Below are 16,361 nucleotides of genomic sequence, written 5' to 3'. Positions count from 1 at the left end.
GCCCTGGCTCCATCAAACGCCCTCCGACGCCCGCCCGCGCCCCGGCGGACTCACTCGGACCGGACCACGGCCACGGATCCGGTGCTGAAGTCCTCTTCGAGCTGCTCGAGCGAGCGCCCCTGCGTCTCGGGCACGCGGGTGATGGCGAAGACCAGGGAGGCGGCGTTCAGCCCGGCGAAGACGAAGAACGTGGTCGAGATGCCGACGGAGGCGACCACGATCGGGAACAGCAGACTGACGACGAAGTTCGTCGACCAGAGCACGAGCGCGGTCAGCCCCATGCCGACGCCGCGCAGCTTCAACGGGAAGATCTCGGAGAGCATCAGCCAGACCAGCGGCCCGATGGCGCCCTGCATGGTTCCCACGAAGCAGATCACGAAGATCAGCACGACGATCGCCCTGCCCAGCCCCTCGGGGATGAGCAGCGACGACAGCCCGATCAGCAGGTGGAACACCGCGACGCCGGCGAACCCGACCGTCAGCATGGCGCGGCGGCCGACCCGGTTGATGATGCGCAGCGCGACGAGCATGGCGACGACCGCGATGACGCCCGCGCCGACGTTGGCGATCAGCGCCCCGTTCTGCGAGAAGCCGGACTGCTGCAGCACCTGCGTGCCGTAGTACATGATCGAGTTGATGCCGGTGAGCTGCTGCGCGACGGCGAGGCCGATGCCGACGCCGAGGATCCGCCGCAGCCACGGCTCCGCCACCAGGTCGGCCAGACGGGCGCCGCGAGCCTCCTCCTCGTGATGGGCGAGGAGGCGCACCTCATCGAGCTCGGCGACCGCGCGGTCGTCGGCGCGGATCTGCTTCAGCACCGCGAGAGCGTCGTCGTCGCGACCCTGCGCGATCAGCCACCGCGGACTCTCGGGCACCCGCATCATCCCCAGGAAGAGGGCGATGGCGGGCAGGGCGGCGACCGCCAGCATGAAGCGCCAGACGTCGTCGTGCTCGCCCCAGACGCTGCCGATGACGGCGTTGATCGTGAAGGCCGCCAGCTGGCCGACCACGATCATCAGCTCGTTGCGGCTGACGAGCCCGCCGCGCTGCTCGGTGGGCGCGAGCTCGGCGAGGAACACCGGGACGGTCACCGACGCCCCGCCGACCGCGAGGCCGAGCACGAAGCGGGCGCCCGTGAGGAACTCCCACGACGGCGCCAGGACGCACGCGACGGCCGCGACGAAGAAGAGGACGGCGAGGGCCCTGATGGTCGGCCGCCGCCCGAGGGCATCGGAGACGCGCCCGGTGAAGAAGGCGCCGAGGGCCGCGCCGACGAGGATCGCGGACACCATGACCCCCTCGGTGGTCGGGGTCAGCCCGAGCCCCTCCTCCATCGAGTCGAGGGCGCCGTTGACGACGCCGGTGTCGTAGCCGAAGAGCAGACCGCCGAACGTCGCGATGACGGCGACGAGGCCGAGTCGTCGGGTGTGGGGGCCGGCGACGAGCGCGGGCAGCGGCACACGGGTGGGACTGTCGGGCGGGGTGGTGGGCACGGATCCTCCGTCGGATGGGCGACTCTCCAGTATCCCTGCACGGTGCGCAGCCTTCGCGCACCTCGGCCTCAGGGGCGTGCGTCGAACCGGCGCCGGTACCCCGACGGGGTGCTGCCGAAGGCGCTCGCGAAGTTCTGTCGCAGGGTCACGGGGTTCCCGAATCCGCACGACGCGGCGATCCGATCGATCGAGAGGTCCGACGTCTCGAGCAGGCGCCGGGCCTCGTCGAGGCGACGCGACCGCACCCAGGCGGCCGGGGTGGTGCCCGTCGCGGCCCGGAACGACCGGATGAACGTGCGGCGGCTCATCCGCGCCTGGGCCGCGAGGCGGTCGACTCCGAGCTCGTCGCCCAGGTGCTCGAGCGCCCAGGCCATGGCGACGGCGACGGGGTCGGTCGCGGCGCGCTGCGCCACCGGCCGCTCGATGAACTGCGCCTGGCCCCCTTCGCGATGCGGTGCGACGACGAGGCTCCGCGCGACCCGGTTCGCGGCCTCGGCCCCGAGTCGCGTCCGCACGACGTGCAGGCACGCGTCGATCCCGGAGGCGGTGCCCGCCGAGGTCAGCACGTCGCCGTGATCGAGGTACAGGACGTCGGCCTCGACGGTGATCCCCGGGTGGCGTTCGGCCATGCCCTCGACCGCGTGCCAGTGCGTGACCGCGCTCCGCCCCTCGAGGAGACCGAGATCGGCGACGGCGAGGGCCCCGAGGCAGAGCCCGGCGATGGTGGCCCCGCGCTCGTGGGCCTCGAGCAGCGCGAGGCGGAGCGAGGGTCCGGGCTCGCGCCCGTCGTCGACCCACGAGGGGACGACGACCAGGTCGGCGCCGGTCACTGCCTCGAGCCCGGCGATGCCGCCGAGCGAGTAGCCCTCCGCCGTCGTGACCGAGCCCGGCCGCTCGGAGAACAGGGTCGTCCGCCATGACCCGAGACCCTGACGGGTCACCTCGTCGAACACGATCTGGGGCACCGAGAGATGGAACATCGAGACGCCCTCGAAGGCGTGGACGGCGATCTGCACGGGGCTCCTCTCGAGTGGCCTGAAGTCATCGTATCGCCGCACACGTGCCACTCGTGCGACGCCCGCGCTCGGAGGAGGATCGTCCTGGTCGGCGATCCCGCCCCGACCGTCCGCCCTGAGTGAAGGAGCCCCCATGACCGCACCGAACCGCGCCCTCGTCGTCGTCGACGTCCAGCAGGAGTACTTCGACGGCCCGCTCGAGATCCAGCACCCGCCGGTCGACGATTCGCTCGCCCGGGTCACGGCCGCGATCGACGCGGCGACGGCCGCTGGCACCCCCGTCGTCGTGTTCCAGCACACGGCCGGCGAGGGCGCACCCGTCTTCGACCCGACCACCGAGCGCTTCGCCCTGCACCCCGAGATCGAGAAGCGCCGCCAGGCCGGATGGACGTCGATCACGAAGCGCTACAGCTCCGTCTTCGCCGAGACCGGCCTGCTCGACTGGCTGCACGAGAACTCGATCGACACCGTGACCCTCGTCGGCTACATGACGAACAACTGCATCCTCGCCTCGGCCGCCGCAGCCGAGGCCGTCGGCATCACCGCCGAGGTGCTCTCCGACGCGACCGGCGCCATCAGCATCGGCAACGACGCCGGCTTCGTCGACGCCGAGACCGTGCACCGCACGCTCATGGCCCTCCTCGCCTCGAACTTCGCCGCCGTCGCGACGACCGCGGAATGGACGACGGCGCTCTCGACGGGCGCGCCCCTCGTTTCGAGCAACCTGCCCGAGTCGGCGACGGCCGGCGCCGCGCGCTTCACCCGGGGCTGACGCGAGGCCGCTCGGGTCGGCTGCTGCACCGGGGGCGAGGTCCCTGCTCCAACAGGGTTCCGGCAGGGCCTGGCTGCGTCCGACGGGCGACCGTAGGGTCGTGGTCATGGATGAACGAGCCGAGGTCCGCGAGTTCCTCGCGTCACGCCGGGCGCGGCTGTCGCCCGAGCAGGCCGGCGTCGTGAGCGCGGGCGGGCGCCGACGCGTCCCCGGTCTCCGCCGCGACGAGGTCGCCCGACTCGCCGGCGTCAGCGTCGACTACTACACGCGTCTCGAACGCGGCGATCTCGCGGGGGTGTCCGACAGCGTGCTCGACGCGATCTCGCGCGCCCTCGGTCTCGACCAGGCCGAGAACGACCACCTCCACGACCTCGCCCGGGCGTTCACCCCGCCCCGTCGACGCCCGCAGATCACCGGAGAGCCGCGCTTCGCGCAGTCCCCCGTGCAGCACATGCTCGACGCGATGACCGGGGCCGCCGCGATGGTGACGAACACGCGGATGGACCTCGTGGCCGCGAACGCGCTCGGCTTCGCGCTGTACAGCGACATGCACCGGGGCACCCTCCGCCCCGCCAACCACTCGCGGTACATCTTCCTCGACCCGGGCGCGCACGACTTCTACCCCGACTGGGAGCGCGCGGCGAACGTCAACGTCGCGATCCTCCGCCGGGACGCCGGGCGCCACCCGCACGACGCGGGCATCGCCGCCCTCGTCGGCGAGCTCTCGATCCACAGCGACGAGTTCCGCGCCCGCTGGGCCGCCCACGACGTCCGCCGCCACTACACGGGCGCCAAGGAGTTCCGGCACCCGAGCATCGGACTGCTCGAACTGGACTTCCAGGCGATGGAGCTCCAGGACACGCCCGGCCACTCGCTCACCGTCTACACGGCCCGACCGGGCTCGCCCTCCGACGAGGGTCTGCGACTGCTGGCCTCGTGGGCCGCCACCGAGGGCCTCCTCGAGCGCGCCCGCGCGGCCGACAGCCCGACCTGACCCGCGCCTCCCCCGTCATCCGAACCGCCGGGCACGCCCCGGAGGCGCGTCTCCGCGCCCGAAAGGACCTCACGATGGACACCGCGCCCGTCCCCACCCGCTCCCCCCGCGCCTCCTCCCCCGGCGGAGCCCCGGAGCGCCTGCCGGTCGTCTCGCTCGTCGTCCTGGCGACGATGGGTTTCATCCTCGTCGCCATGGAGACGATGCCGGCGGGGCTGCTGCCCGTCATCGCGAACGGCCTCGACACGAGCGAAGGGGCCGTCGGTCTGCTCATCAGCGCCTACGCCCTCGGGACCGTGCTGGCGACCGTTCCGGCCATCACGCTGACCCGTGGGATGCGACGCAAGCCTCTCCTCCTGATCGCGATCACCGGGCTGGTCGTGGCGAACACCGTGACGGCGCTCTCGCCGGTGATCGCGCTCGCCCTGGTGTCGCGGTTCGTCGCCGGCGCCTTCTCGGGCGTGATCTGGGGCATGCTCGCCGCCTACGGACGCCGCATCAGCCCGCCGAGCCGCGCCGGTCTCTCGCTCGCCGTCGTCTCGGCCGGGGCACCCGTCGGCTTCGCGTTCGGCACGCCGCTCGGCTCATGGCTCGGCACGACCCTCGACTGGCGCTGGTCGTTCGGCGGGTTGACGCTGCTCGGCGTCGTGGTGCTCGTGCTCGTGGCAGCGGTCGTCCCCGACGCCGCGCCTGCGCCCGAGGGGGCTCGCCTGTCGCTCGGGCGCGTGTTCCGCATCCCCGGCATCGCGGTGATCCTCGCGGTGATCGCCGCCTGGATGCTGGCGCACAACACGATCTACACGTACGTCTCGCCGTACCTCCGCGCCGGGGGCTCCGGGCTCGGCGTCGACGTGATGCTGCTGATATACGGCGTCGCCTCGATCGGCGGGATCGTCATCACGGGAGCCCTGCTCGACCGGCACCCGCGACCCCTGCTGCACGGCAGCGTCGCTGTGTTCGTCGTCGCCGGGGTCGTCCTGCTCGTCGGCCACGCGTCGGTGGCGGCCGTCGTCGTCGCCGCGGTGCTCTGGGGCGTCACGTTCGGTGGCGCATCCGCTCAGCTGCAGGCGGCCCTGACGACCGTCGGCGGGGACAACGCCGACGTCGCCAACGCGTTCCTGCCGGTGGCGTTCAACGTGGCCATCTTCTTCGCCGGCATCGTCGGCGCGGCGCTGCTGACCACGACCGACGGCCTCGTGCTGCCGGTGCTGATGATCGGCTTCGGCCTCGTCGCCCTCGCGCTCACCGTGCACGGCAGGCGCAACGCCTTTCCCGCGAAGCTCTCGAAGTAGGGCTGTTCCCCCTCGTGGAGCGCCTTCACGACCTGCGCAGAGGCTCGCCCAGCCACCGAGGAGCCGACGCCCGAGGGCCCGTCACCCTGCCCGCAGCACCTTCGTCATCGGGCGCCCGCGGGCGACCTCGTCCACGAGCTTGTCGAGGCGGCGGATGTTCGCGGTCAGCTCGTCGTCGAGGGCCTCGATGCGGACGCCGCAGATCACACCGGTCACGAGCGAGGCCCGGGGGTTGAGGTCGGCGGACTCGAAGAAGTCGCGGAAGGTGGTGCCATCGGCGACGTGCCGGGCGAGCTGCCGCTGGTCGTAACCGGTCAACCACGTCACGACCTCGTCGACCTCGGCCTTCGTGCGGCCCTTGCGTTCGACCTTGGCCACGTACAGGGGGTAGACCTTCGCGAACGGCATGTCGTCCAAGCGGCTCATGCCGGAATGGTACGCGTGCCGGTCGACCGGCACCGCGCCTCCTCGGTGGCGTCACGCCCCGCGCAGTCGGGTGATGCGCTCGCGGATGCGGGAGTCGAGGTCGTCGAACTCGTCGAGGACGTCCATCGCCGCGTCGGCGCGGCCACGGACGCGCTCCGTGACGGCTTCGACGATGTGGTTCTCCTCCAGGACCTCGACGCCGCGATACACGCTTCGCTCAGGGAGGTCGCGCAGCTCGTCGACGAGTTGCGCGATCGTGAAGACGGGCAGCGTCAGCAGGACGGGCAGGATGCGGTCGGCAGCGCTACCTGCAGGCCCCGAGGTCAGTCGGTCGGGGGCGTGTAGAACTGCAGGTCGTTGCCCTCGGAGTCCTTGAAGGGCAGGATGCGGCCCCACGGGTGCTCGCTGATCGTGCCGGTCACGTCGGCGCTGCGCGACTGCAGGTCGGCCAAGGCGTCCTCGAGGGTGCCGTCGGGCTGGAACGTGATGACCGCGCCGCCCTCGCTCGACGCCGCGGCCTCCTCGCGACCGTTCAGGCCGATCATCAGGCCGTTCGCGTCGATCTCGGTCCAGTCGTCGCTCTCGCTCGTCACCGTGAGTCCGAGCGCGTCACGGTAGAACGCCGTCGCCCGCCCCATGTCGGTCACGGGCACCCACACTGTTGCCACTCCACTTGCCATGTCGACTCCTTCGTCCGCCACCGGAATGCCCGATGCAGCGTCTGATCCTTGCTACGCGCCGCACCGTGCGAGCCGTGTCGCTAGTCAGGGCACTTTCCCACCCGGAGGCGTGTCTCACGGGGGCCGCCGCTCGGACGGCCCACCCGCAGGAGGCCCGGTCACCACCCCTTCGCGGTCGCCATTCGCGCGATGCCGTCCGCGATGTCCCTCGCGGTGCCCTCGTCCCCCTCGGGAGCGTCGTCCGCTGCCTCGGCGAATGCCTGCGAGACTCCGCCTCGAATCCGGTCGACCACCTGCAGAGCTTCGTCCTCGGGGATGCCGATGTTCGTGGCCGCTTTCACGAAGTGTCGGGTGCCGATGCCGTCCATGCGCCGTTCGCCACCGATGGTCATCGCGGACTCCACGACCTGCGCGCCGTCATACAGGACGTTCGACCCCAGGTCGTACAGCGGTGCGAGCCTGGACGCGGGGCCGGAGTGCAGCATCGAGTAGTTCTTCGCGTGGGCGTCGGTGTTGACCGAGGCGACCGCGAACACCAGCGCTTCGAAGAACCGGCGACGCGCCTCGTCACGTGCCCGTGGTCGCAGTCTGCGGAACAGTGCGGCGATCTCGCCCACGCCGGGGCCACCGTCACTCTGGTACTTGTTCGCCGGGTCGACTCCCAGAGCTTGGGCCAGGTCTTCTTGATGGACGCGCCCGGGCCCGTTCGGGGTCTTCTCGCGGTCGTAGCGCTTGCTGACGAAGACGTGATGCCCCCGGGACGTCGTCATGACATCGTGGTCGGCCACACGAAGCCCCAGGTTCTTCGCGGCGCGCATGGTGACGAATTCGTTCACGTCGTGTCGAGAACCAGGCCCCGACGGTTTCAGGATGTGGGTGGTCGGCGTGGCATCCCGTGGTACTCCCCAGGCGCCTGTCGCATCGTCGCGGTGGAGGGCAACCTTGGGTTGTGCGCCGGCGAGGCTCCAGCGGATGTCGTCACGGTCTCGTTGCCACGCGCCAGCATCCTTCACGATGTCGGCGATGAGCTCCTCGAAATCGTCGTCGCTGAACCACATGATGTCCCCGGTGCTCTTCGCGGCGTCGTCGGACTCGCCGCCCGGCGGAAGGAGTTGCAGCGCTCCCGCGGTGTCCCGCCCGATGTGTCGGAGGAGAGCGAAGGGGTCCGTCGACGTGTGGAACGTTCGTGCGAGCCCGTCCAAGGTGTCGCCGTTGTCGGGCAGCAGCCCTTTGAGGAACGGTCTGACGACCTTGTTCTTGTACATGCCACCAGGGACGATGGGCATGGTCATCGACATGGGTGTGTCCGCCGTCGAAGCAGAGTCGTCGTAGGTGAACTCGTTCTGCCCGCCGTCGGTCTGACGGAAGACACCGGCACGATCACCGTTGATGTATGCGATGAGCTCTCTCACCAGTCGCCCCCGAACAGGCGCGACTCGTCCTCGGCAGGGCCTGCCTGAACTGCGAGTCGGAGGTCGAGGGATTCCAGGACTTCGATCACTGCCGAGATCGACGCGCCAGGAGCTTTGCCGGATTCGAGTCTGCTCAGCCACTGGCGTTCGACGCCGGCTGCCTTCGCGGCAGCTGCCTGGGTGAGGTGTCGCCTTTGTCTCTCGTTCCGCAGCAGAGCACCGAGCTGCACCACGGAATAGATCGCATCGGCCATGTCTGCCTCCTGTGTCCCGGAAATCGTACATTCGCAGATGTACGAATAATCGTAATTATGAGCAAGTCGTATAAATCGTACACCCTGAAAAGTCGCAAAAATCGTTCTTTTTGGGATATCGTGGAAATCGTACATCGGCATCCCTGGGGCATCTGCCGCCATCAGCCGCCCTACCGGCCCACCCGCAGGAGGCCCGGTGCCGGTCGGACTCCACCGCGCCTCCTGCAGGCCGTCGCCTCGGGGGGCCCTGTCAGGGCCACCCACGGTCGGCGCGGGAGCGTAACGTCAGAGACGGAGAGCCCGTCGTCGAGCACCGTGTTCCGACCCGCCCCTCATCCCCCCGAACCGAACCCACCACCCAGGAGAACCATGCGCACCGTCAACGCCTACGCGGCACCGTCCGCCACCGAGCCCCTCGTCAAGACCACCATCGAGCGCCGCGACGTCGGCCCGAAGGACGTCATGATCGACATCGCCTACGCCGGCATCTGCCACAGCGACATCCACACCGTCCGCGGCGAGTGGGGCGAGATCCAGTACCCACAGGTCGTCGGGCACGAGATCGTCGGCACCGTCTCGGAGGTCGGCTCCGAGGTCACGAAGCACAAGGTCGGCGACCGGGTCGGCGTCGGCTGCATGGTGAACTCGTGCGGCGAGTGCGAGTACTGCCAGCGCGGCGACGAGCAGTACTGCGCGAAGGGCAACACCGGCACCTACGGCGCGGTCGACCCGGCCGACGGCACCATCACGCAGGGCGGCTACTCGCAGGCCGTCGTCGTCACCGAGGACTTCGTGCTGCGCGTGCCCGAGTCGCTCGACTACGACAAGGTCGCGCCGCTGCTCTGCGCCGGCATCACGCTGTACTCGCCCCTGCACCACTGGGGCGTGACCGAGGGCACGAAGGTCGCCATCGTCGGCATGGGTGGACTCGGCCACATGGGCGTCAAGATCGCCGCGGCGCTCGGCGCCGAGGTCACGGTCCTGTCGCAGACCACCTCGAAGAAGGACGACTCGCTGCGTTTCGGCGCGAAGGCGCACCACGCGACCAGCGATGAGCAGACCTTCACCGATCTGGCGAACTCGTTCGACATCATCATCAACACCGTCTCGGCGAAGATCGACATGGGCGCGTACCTCGGGCTCCTTGCCGTCGACGGCACGCTCATCAACGTCGGCGCTCCGTCGGAGCCGCTCGAGGTGCCCGCGTTCGCGCTGATCCCCGCTCGTCGCAGCTGGGCGGGCTCCGCCATCGGCGGCATCCGCGAGACGCAGGAGATGCTCGACTTCTGCGCCGAGCACGGCATCGTCCCCGAGACCGAGCTGATCGGCGCCGACGGCATCAACGACGCCTACGAGCGCGTGCTGAAGTCGGACGTCCGCTACCGCTTCGTCATCGACGCGGCCACCCTCGTCTGACCCGTCGCCGGTCCGGTGGTCCGGAGGCGCCCCTGCTCGTTCGAGCGGGGGCGCCTCCGGCGTTCCCGGTGAGGAGGCGCGGGCCGGGTGGGCGGGTCAGCCCTGGCGCGCCTTCCAGCGCGGGTCCTTCTTGTTGATAACGAAGACGCGACCGCGGCGGCGGACCACCTGCGACCCGGGGATGGCCTTGAGCGCCTTGAGCGAGTTGCGGACCTTCATGCTGCCTCCAGGAGTCGGTGAGGAGTTGTTAGTGAGAACGGTTATCACTTAGCTTAGGGGCATGACCGACCCGACCCGCGCCTCCTCGTCCCTCCGACACCGGGGTGTCACCATCGTCGCCGGGCAGGGCGCCGGCCCCGTCGATCGCGCCGCCGACATCGCGGCGGGCCCAGACAGCCACCGCGTCACGGTCGGACCCGACGCCCACGCGGCCGCCGATGCCGTGCACCGACTCGTGCTCGACCGGGCCCGTGCCGGCGACCGCATCGACGTCGTCGCCACGCTCGAGCCCGGCACCCCGGTGCGACCGACGGCCCTGCTGCTCGGCGCGCTGCTCGACTCCGACCTCGGCCACCCCAGCGGCGAGTCGCTGCTGCAGCACGTGGTCGCCGTGGTCAGCGCCGTCGACCTCGCCGAACTCGTGCTGGGCGGCGTCGACGACCGGTTCCTCGCCGCCGAGCACGTGATCGACCTCGTCGAGCACGCCACCGTCGTCGCCGTCGCCGACACGTCCGCCGTGCCCGCCGGGGATCTCCGGGTGCTCGAGCGCCTGCTCGCCCGCCTCGCACCCGAGACGCTCGTCGTGTCGACCGCGGCGCTGACGCACGCGTCGCTCTCGCACCGAGGAGGCGCGGCTCGCCTGGGCGGCGCCGCGGGCTGGATGCAGGCCCTCTCGGACCACACCCCCGACCACCACCACGACGGCGCCATCACCACGTTCGTCTACCGCGACGAGCGCCCGTTCCACCCGGGGCGCCTCGGTCTCGCGCTCGAGCGGACCTTCGCCCCCGGCACCGTCGGCACGGTGCTGCGATCGCGCGGATTCACGCAGTTCGCCACCCGCAGCGACCGCGTCGGGTCGTGGTCGAGCGTCGGGCAGATGCTGAGCCTCGACCCGACCTCGGCGCCGTCCTGGCACCCCGACTCGCCCCACGGCCAGCAGATCGCGTTCTTCGGTCTCGACCTCGACGTGGTGACCATCCGTCGCGATCTCGACACGTGCCTCCTGACCGACGACGAGCTGCTCGGCGACCCCGCCGGGTGGCGCGACTTCGCCGACCCCTTCCCCGCCTGGTCCGAGAAGGGGCACCGGCACTGACGCCGCGGCCGCGCCCCGCACCGCAGCCGAGGAGGCGCCCCTCCGGTCGGCCACGCCCGTCACGACGGTCACGGGACCGGCGTCGTGACTAGGGTCGTTCGCAGGGGCGCCGACATCGGGCACGCACCGATCGCCCGATCACATCCCTCGACGGAGACGCAGACCGTGACCGACAATCCCGCTGACATCGCCCGCCTGTTCGTGGATCTCGTGGCATCGCTCAGCGCGGAGGGCGGCATCGTGGACGCCATGGACGTCATCGTCCGGGGGACGACCGAGCACACGCGGGCCGTCGAGGCGGCGGTGATCCTCGCCGCGGATCACGACACCTTCCGCCCCATCGCCTCGACGCGGGAGCGCACCCTCGACGTCGAGGAGGCGCAGATCGGCGCCAGCGGCGGGCCCTGCATCGACAGCATCCGAGACCTCCGGAGCATCGAGGTGCCCGATCTCCGCGAGGCGACCGAGCTCTGGCCGGAGTTCGTCGCCACCGCCGTGGACTCCGGTCTCGGGGCCGCCCTCGCCGTGCCACTGATCGTCGACGGCCGGGCGATCGGCGGACTCAACGTGTTCCTGCGGACCCAGGGCCGCCTCGACGACGACGAGAGGAGCTTCATCGAGGCCATGGCGCAGGTCGTGGCCATCAGCCTGCAGGAGCGCAACGCACTGCGTCGGCAGGAGGCCCTGACGACACAGCTTCAGGGCGCCCTCGACAGCCGGATCGTCATCGAGCAGGCGAAGGGTGCCCTCGCCCAGCGGCACGGCACCAGCGTCGGCCAGGCGTTCATGCTGCTCCGCGACGACGCCCGGACGAACAACCGCACTCTGCAGGAGACCGCGCAGCTCGTCGTCCGCCGCGAGATCCTGCTCTGATCCTGCCCCAGGCGACAGCGGGCCGCGGCACCCCCGGGGTGCGTCGGCCCGTCCGAGCCGGCTCCGGCATGGGTCGTCAGCCCGGCAGGCGTCCGGCGAGCAGGGCGTACAGCCCGGGCACGATGGAGACGATCATGAGCACGGAGCCGAGTCCGTCGTCGTCCGCCCTCAGCACGGCACCGGCGATCAGCAAGCCGCCGAAGAGCACGGCGGCCAGCACGCGCCTCGCCGTCCGCTCGATCCGGCTCAGCTGACGTTCGATGCGCGGGCTGCCGACCTCGAGGGTGCCGTCCTCCAGCCGCGTGACGAGGTGGTCGAGCCGACCGGGCAGCCGCACCGTGACCTGGGCCGCGTCGAGCGCCCGACGCGCGACGTCCTGCACCGCGTTGCCCCTCTCGTCGCGCACGAGTCTCGCGGCGTAGGGCTCGACCGAGTCCCAGAGATTGAAGGCCGGATCCAGGGCGCTGGACACCCCGGAGGTGAGGGTCACCGACCGCAGGACGAGCAGGAAGTCGTCGGGCAGCTGGAACGGCAGCGACCGGATCAGCTCGCCGAACTGGCCGGCGAACTCGCGGTACTCGCGAGGGTCGACCTCTCGCAGCTCGGCGAAGCCCATGCCGCCGAAACGGGCGAAGGTCGCCGACACGGCCCGCTCGAGCTCGCGGGTGTCGGCGCTCGGCAGCAGCACCCCGAGGTCGCGCATGGCGTTCACCATGCCGCTGCCGTCGCGCGAGGCGGCGGCGATCAGCAGCTGCCGCAGGCCGTTGCGGGTGCCCGTCGGCACCTCGCCCATCATGCCGAAGTCGATGAAGGTGAGCCGCCAGGGCCGTTCGCCGTCGGCCGCCTCGATCGGGGTGACGAAGATGTTGCCCGGGTGCGGATCGGCGTGGAAGAAGCCGTTCGAGAAGAGCTGGTCGAACATGACGGCCGCGAAGACGGGGGCGACCTCGTCGGGGTCGATGCCGGCGGCGCGGAGGCCCTCGATGTCGGTGATCTTGACGGCCGAGACGTCCTCGAGCACGAGGATCCGTCGGGTGCTGCGCTCCCAGACGACGTCGGGCACGCCGACCCGGTCGTCGTCGGCGAAGTCCGCGGCGAACCGCGCCGAGTTGGCCGCCTCGTTGAGGTAGTCGATCTCCTCCAGGCTGGTGCGGGCGAACTCCTCGACGAGCGCGGGGGCGTCGACCCGGTCGGAGACGAGGCGCACGTGACTGAGCCAGCCGCCGACCCTCCGGAGCGCGGCCAGGTCGACGTCGACGATCCGGTCGATGCCCGGACGCTGCACCTTGAGCACGACGTCGACGAGGCCGGTGTCGGCCGAGTCGACGGGTCCGAGCGTGGCGCGATGCGCCTGACCGAGCGACGCGGCCGCGATCGGCTCGGCCGAGACGGACGCGAAGACGCGATCGAGCGGCATCCCCAGCTCGGCCTCGGCGAGCGCCTTGATCTCGGCGAAGGGCACGGGCGTGACCTCGTCCTGCAGACCCTCCAGCTCTTTCGTGATCTCGGGCGGCAGGACGTCGAGGCGCGACGACAGGTACTGCCCCACCTTGATCATCAGACCGCCGAGGTCGAGGGCGAGCACGTGGAAGCCCCGGGCGAAGCGCTGCATCCGACGCGGGCGCGTCCGGTCGGCGATCCAGCGCAGACCGAGGCGGGGCAGCACGAGCTCGAACCACCAGCTCACCGCCAGGTGGCGTGACGCGAACCGCAGGATTCGGCGGTAACGGGCGCGACCGGCACGGTCGTGCACCGGATGATCGGCCTCGTCGGGACGGGGCGACGCCACCCGCGTCAGTCTCGGGCGAGGATCGAGTAGATGCGACGGCGGGCCTCGTCGAGGACCGCCACCGCCTCGTCGACCTGAGCGGAGGTGCCGGTGCGACCGACCTGGGCGGTGGCACGGGCCAGTTCGACCCCGGCCCGGGGCAGCGCGGTGCGTCGGTCGCCCGTCGATCGCTGGGGAGCCCACGGGTCGGAGGCGTCCGCTGCGTCGACGCCGGCGGCGGCCCGCCCGGAGTCGGTCAGCGAGTAGACCTTGCGACCGTCGGTCTCCTCCGCGACGATCAGGCCCTCGTCGGCGAGGAGCTGCAGGGTCGGGTAGACGGAGCCGGCGCTGGGCTTCCAGTCGCCGCCGCTGCGCTCGTCGATCTCGTGGATGACCTGGTAGCCGTGCATCGGCCGCTCGGCGAGGAGGGCGAGGATGGCGGCGCGGACCTCGCCGCGGGGGGCGCGGGCGCCGTCACGGCGATCGAAGGTCGAGCGCAGCTGATCCATCGCCTGCCACATCCCGTCGAGGTCGACGCCGAACGAGCCGGGTGTACGCGAAGTGCTCATGATGATCTCCTGTCGAGGGTCGAGCGATACCCGAACGATATACCCGACGTCCGTGCGGATCAGGGCCGATGCACAGGCTCCCGTTCCGCCCCTATAGGCCACGATCGCGGGGGCCGCAATCCCGTTCAAGAAAATGAAGCTCAGTCATAATCTCGCGGCACGCCCCCGGATGGGGGCCCGAGATCATCGCAGCAGCTCGCCCGCCGCCGACCGAGGGACCGCATCATGACCATCACCGCCAGCGCCATCCGCCCCGTCTCGTCTCTCGCCGACGGCGACATCCGTTTCGACGAGCTCGCCCGCGATCAGTGGCGGGTCGTCGACGCGCGACTCCCCCACGACGACGCCACCACGGTGCTCGGCTTCGTCTGCGTGGTCGCCGGCCTGCTCGAGGTCACCACGCTCGCCCGCCCGCTCGAGATCGAGTTCTGCGCCGATGAGCGCGCCGCCCGCGCGGTGTTCCTCGACGCGCTCGAGGAGGCGCGCATCCCCTCGGCCCTGCGGGCCGTCTGACGTCACGACACCCGGCCCCTGCCCGTCGCCGGGCCGGATGTCAAGCGCCCTCCGGCGGCGGACCGCGGCTCCCCGTCGCTGGCACCATGACCCGCATGATCCTCCGTGCATTGACAGACGATTCGCTCTCGCTGATGACCCGCGGCTACGGCTTCGGTTCGCGGATCTGGGATCGGGTCGCACCCGACGCCCGGGCGGCGCCCCTCGGCCTGCTGGGCGATGACGCCCTCCTCGTGAGAGGAGCGGAGGCCGTCGAGCTCTTCTCCGACGGCGACGTCATCGCCCGCCACGGCGCGATGCCGGGGATCGTGCAGGGCACGTTGTTCGGCAAGGGCTCGGTGCACAGCCTCGACGGTGACGATCACCGTCATCGCAAGGCCACCTTCGTCGACGTCGCCTACGACGACGCGCAGGTCGCCCGCCTCACGCCCCTGTTCGAGCGGGAATGGCGCGCCGAGCTCGACGAGTGGCTCGCCGGCGGCGAGCGTTCGGCCTACGACGCGGCCGTCGGCGCCTTCGGTCGCGCGGGCATGCGCTGGGCCGGCCTGCCGGGCACCGCGGCCGCCAAGACCCGATGGTCGGCACGACTGGCGCAGATCGTCGACGGCTTCGGGGTGCCCTACTCGCCCGAGTACCTGCTCGCGGCCCTCCACCGGCGCTGGTCGGATCGTCACGCCGAGCGCCTGATCGAGTCGACCCGGGCCGGGCGCCTCACCCCCGACGCGGGCACGGCCCTGTTCGAGTGGACCTGGCATCGCGACCGCGAGGGCCGTCTGCTGCCGGCCCGACTCGCGGGCATCGAGCTGCAGAACAGCATCCGCCCCCTGATCGCCGTCTCCCGCTTCGTCGCGTTCGCCGCGAAGGAGCTGCACGACCGCCCCGAATGGAGGAGGCGCATCGCCGCCGAGACCGCGGAGCGCGGCTCGCTCGTCGACGGCCCGCTCGCGGTCGCCTTCGCGCAGGAGATCCGACGCACGGCCCCGTTCGTGCCGATGCTGCCGGGGCTCACCCGACGCGACGTCGAGTTCGACGGACTCACCGTGCCCGAGGGAGGGCGCCTCGTGCTCGACATCCTCGGCACGGACACCGACCGCGCCTCGTGGGAGCGCGCCGACGAGTTCGACCCCGAGCGCTTCGTCGGAGTCGACGACTACGAGGCCATCGCCGCGTTCATCCCGCACGGCGGTGCCGGGGTCGCCACCGGCCACCGCTGCCCCGGCGAGAAGCTCGCCATCGCGGGGCTGGCCGCCGCCGTGGCGACCCTGAGCGACCCGAGGGTCACCGTGCTCGACACGGGACTCGAGGTGAACCGGCGTCGCCTGCCGACGAAGCCCGCCTCCGGCGGGCGGGTGCGCGCGACCGGCGACGCTCCTCGCTGCCCGGTGCACCTCCCGCGGGGCCGCTCCCCGCGCCGCTGAGGGAGAGCGGGCGCGATGTCAACCCCGTGCCCGCGGGCCGCGGCCAGGGCAGGATGGAGTCACTTCCTGATCGAGTCTTCACGGGCACCGCGACGGCCCTCAGGCCGGGCGCGGCAGGGAGTTCGGTGCGGCGCGGCTCGCCGCCGG

The 16,361-nt window shown here is 71.3% G+C and carries 18 protein-coding genes; 8 read left to right on the top strand and 10 right to left on the bottom strand.

The window, feature by feature from the left end; all coding sequences use genetic code 11:
• Positions 1 to 50: 50 nt before the first annotated feature.
• Positions 51 to 1,493, bottom strand: coding sequence for a sugar porter family MFS transporter (locus tag ASF89_RS12770; protein WP_055815413.1), 1,443 nt, complete (start codon positions 1,491 to 1,493; stop codon positions 51 to 53).
• A 68-nt stretch (positions 1,494 to 1,561) separates the two neighbouring features.
• The gene (locus ASF89_RS12765; RefSeq protein WP_055795338.1) at positions 1,562 to 2,509 is read right to left on the bottom strand and encodes a GlxA family transcriptional regulator; all 948 of its coding nucleotides are present in this window, start codon (positions 2,507 to 2,509) and stop codon (positions 1,562 to 1,564) included.
• Between the two features lie 133 nt (positions 2,510 to 2,642).
• On the opposite strand from ASF89_RS12765, the gene ASF89_RS12760 reads away from it, so the two are divergent.
• From ASF89_RS12760 to ASF89_RS12750, 3 genes are all read left to right on the top strand, one after another.
• Positions 2,643 to 3,281, top strand: coding sequence for an isochorismatase family protein (locus tag ASF89_RS12760; protein WP_055815410.1), 639 nt, complete (start codon positions 2,643 to 2,645; stop codon positions 3,279 to 3,281).
• 106 nt (positions 3,282 to 3,387) lie between these two features.
• On the top strand, positions 3,388 to 4,275 hold the full coding sequence (locus ASF89_RS12755) for a helix-turn-helix transcriptional regulator (RefSeq protein ID WP_055815407.1): 888 nt from the start codon (positions 3,388 to 3,390) through the stop codon (positions 4,273 to 4,275).
• 74 nt (positions 4,276 to 4,349) lie between these two features.
• Complete coding sequence (locus tag ASF89_RS12750) at positions 4,350 to 5,567, top strand: MFS transporter (protein WP_055815404.1); 1,218 nt, start codon at positions 4,350 to 4,352, stop codon at positions 5,565 to 5,567.
• A gap of 81 nt (positions 5,568 to 5,648) precedes the next feature.
• On the opposite strand, the gene ASF89_RS12745 is transcribed toward ASF89_RS12750, so the two are convergent.
• From ASF89_RS12745 to ASF89_RS15750, 5 genes are all read right to left on the bottom strand, one after another.
• Complete coding sequence (locus tag ASF89_RS12745; protein WP_055815401.1) at positions 5,649 to 5,993, bottom strand: DUF2200 domain-containing protein; 345 nt, start codon at positions 5,991 to 5,993, stop codon at positions 5,649 to 5,651.
• Between the two features lie 51 nt (positions 5,994 to 6,044).
• Positions 6,045 to 6,203, bottom strand: a complete 159-nt coding sequence (locus tag ASF89_RS15755; protein WP_156463414.1) for a hypothetical protein — start codon at positions 6,201 to 6,203, stop codon at positions 6,045 to 6,047.
• A 113-nt stretch (positions 6,204 to 6,316) separates the two neighbouring features.
• Positions 6,317 to 6,673 (bottom strand): VOC family protein, encoded by a 357-nt coding sequence (locus ASF89_RS12740; protein ID WP_055815398.1) that lies wholly within the window; start codon positions 6,671 to 6,673, stop codon positions 6,317 to 6,319.
• Positions 6,674 to 6,831: 158 nt separating this feature from the next.
• Positions 6,832 to 8,085, bottom strand: coding sequence for a HipA domain-containing protein (locus ASF89_RS12735; protein WP_055815395.1), 1,254 nt, complete (start codon positions 8,083 to 8,085; stop codon positions 6,832 to 6,834).
• Positions 8,082 to 8,339 (bottom strand): helix-turn-helix domain-containing protein, encoded by a 258-nt coding sequence (locus tag ASF89_RS15750; RefSeq protein WP_055815392.1) that lies wholly within the window; start codon positions 8,337 to 8,339, stop codon positions 8,082 to 8,084. The genes ASF89_RS12735 and ASF89_RS15750 overlap by 4 nt, the downstream gene beginning before the upstream one ends.
• A gap of 369 nt (positions 8,340 to 8,708) precedes the next feature.
• Between ASF89_RS15750 and ASF89_RS12725 the strand changes: the two genes are divergently transcribed.
• Entirely contained in the window at positions 8,709 to 9,755 is a 1,047-nt protein-coding gene (locus ASF89_RS12725; protein WP_055815389.1) for an NAD(P)-dependent alcohol dehydrogenase, read from the top strand.
• 96 nt (positions 9,756 to 9,851) lie between these two features.
• Here ASF89_RS12725 and ykgO read toward each other — a convergent pair whose 3' ends face one another.
• Positions 9,852 to 9,974, bottom strand: coding sequence for a type B 50S ribosomal protein L36 (gene ykgO / locus ASF89_RS12720; RefSeq protein WP_055795327.1), 123 nt, complete (start codon positions 9,972 to 9,974; stop codon positions 9,852 to 9,854).
• Between the two features lie 61 nt (positions 9,975 to 10,035).
• On the opposite strand from ykgO, the gene ASF89_RS12715 reads away from it, so the two are divergent.
• Together ASF89_RS12715 and ASF89_RS12710 are read left to right on the top strand one after the other, a co-directional pair.
• On the top strand, positions 10,036 to 11,073 hold the full coding sequence (locus ASF89_RS12715) for a GTP-binding protein (RefSeq protein ID WP_055815386.1): 1,038 nt from the start codon (positions 10,036 to 10,038) through the stop codon (positions 11,071 to 11,073).
• 165 nt (positions 11,074 to 11,238) lie between these two features.
• Positions 11,239 to 11,946, top strand: a complete 708-nt coding sequence (locus ASF89_RS12710) for a GAF and ANTAR domain-containing protein (protein ID WP_055815382.1) — start codon at positions 11,239 to 11,241, stop codon at positions 11,944 to 11,946.
• 76 nt (positions 11,947 to 12,022) lie between these two features.
• Here the strand turns inward: ASF89_RS12710 and ASF89_RS12705 are convergent, their stop codons facing one another.
• The gene (locus tag ASF89_RS12705) at positions 12,023 to 13,735 is read right to left on the bottom strand and encodes an AarF/ABC1/UbiB kinase family protein (RefSeq protein ID WP_156463413.1); all 1,713 of its coding nucleotides are present in this window, start codon (positions 13,733 to 13,735) and stop codon (positions 12,023 to 12,025) included.
• Between the two features lie 5 nt (positions 13,736 to 13,740).
• A complete protein-coding gene (locus ASF89_RS12700) occupies positions 13,741 to 14,283 on the bottom strand; it encodes a PadR family transcriptional regulator (protein ID WP_055815379.1) in 543 nt (180 codons plus the stop codon).
• Between the two features lie 225 nt (positions 14,284 to 14,508).
• On the opposite strand from ASF89_RS12700, the gene ASF89_RS12695 reads away from it, so the two are divergent.
• Positions 14,509 to 14,796, top strand: coding sequence for a hypothetical protein (locus ASF89_RS12695; protein WP_055815375.1), 288 nt, complete (start codon positions 14,509 to 14,511; stop codon positions 14,794 to 14,796).
• A gap of 95 nt (positions 14,797 to 14,891) precedes the next feature.
• On the top strand, positions 14,892 to 16,214 hold the full coding sequence (locus ASF89_RS12690; RefSeq protein WP_235484124.1) for a cytochrome P450: 1,323 nt from the start codon (positions 14,892 to 14,894) through the stop codon (positions 16,212 to 16,214).
• Positions 16,215 to 16,361 lie beyond the last annotated feature (147 nt).

This window comes from Frigoribacterium sp. Leaf172 (assembly GCF_001424285.1).
Taxonomy (GTDB): domain Bacteria; phylum Actinomycetota; class Actinomycetes; order Actinomycetales; family Microbacteriaceae; genus Frigoribacterium.
Note: the sequence above shows the minus strand (reverse complement) of the source record. Positions and strands in the feature narration are given on the sequence as shown.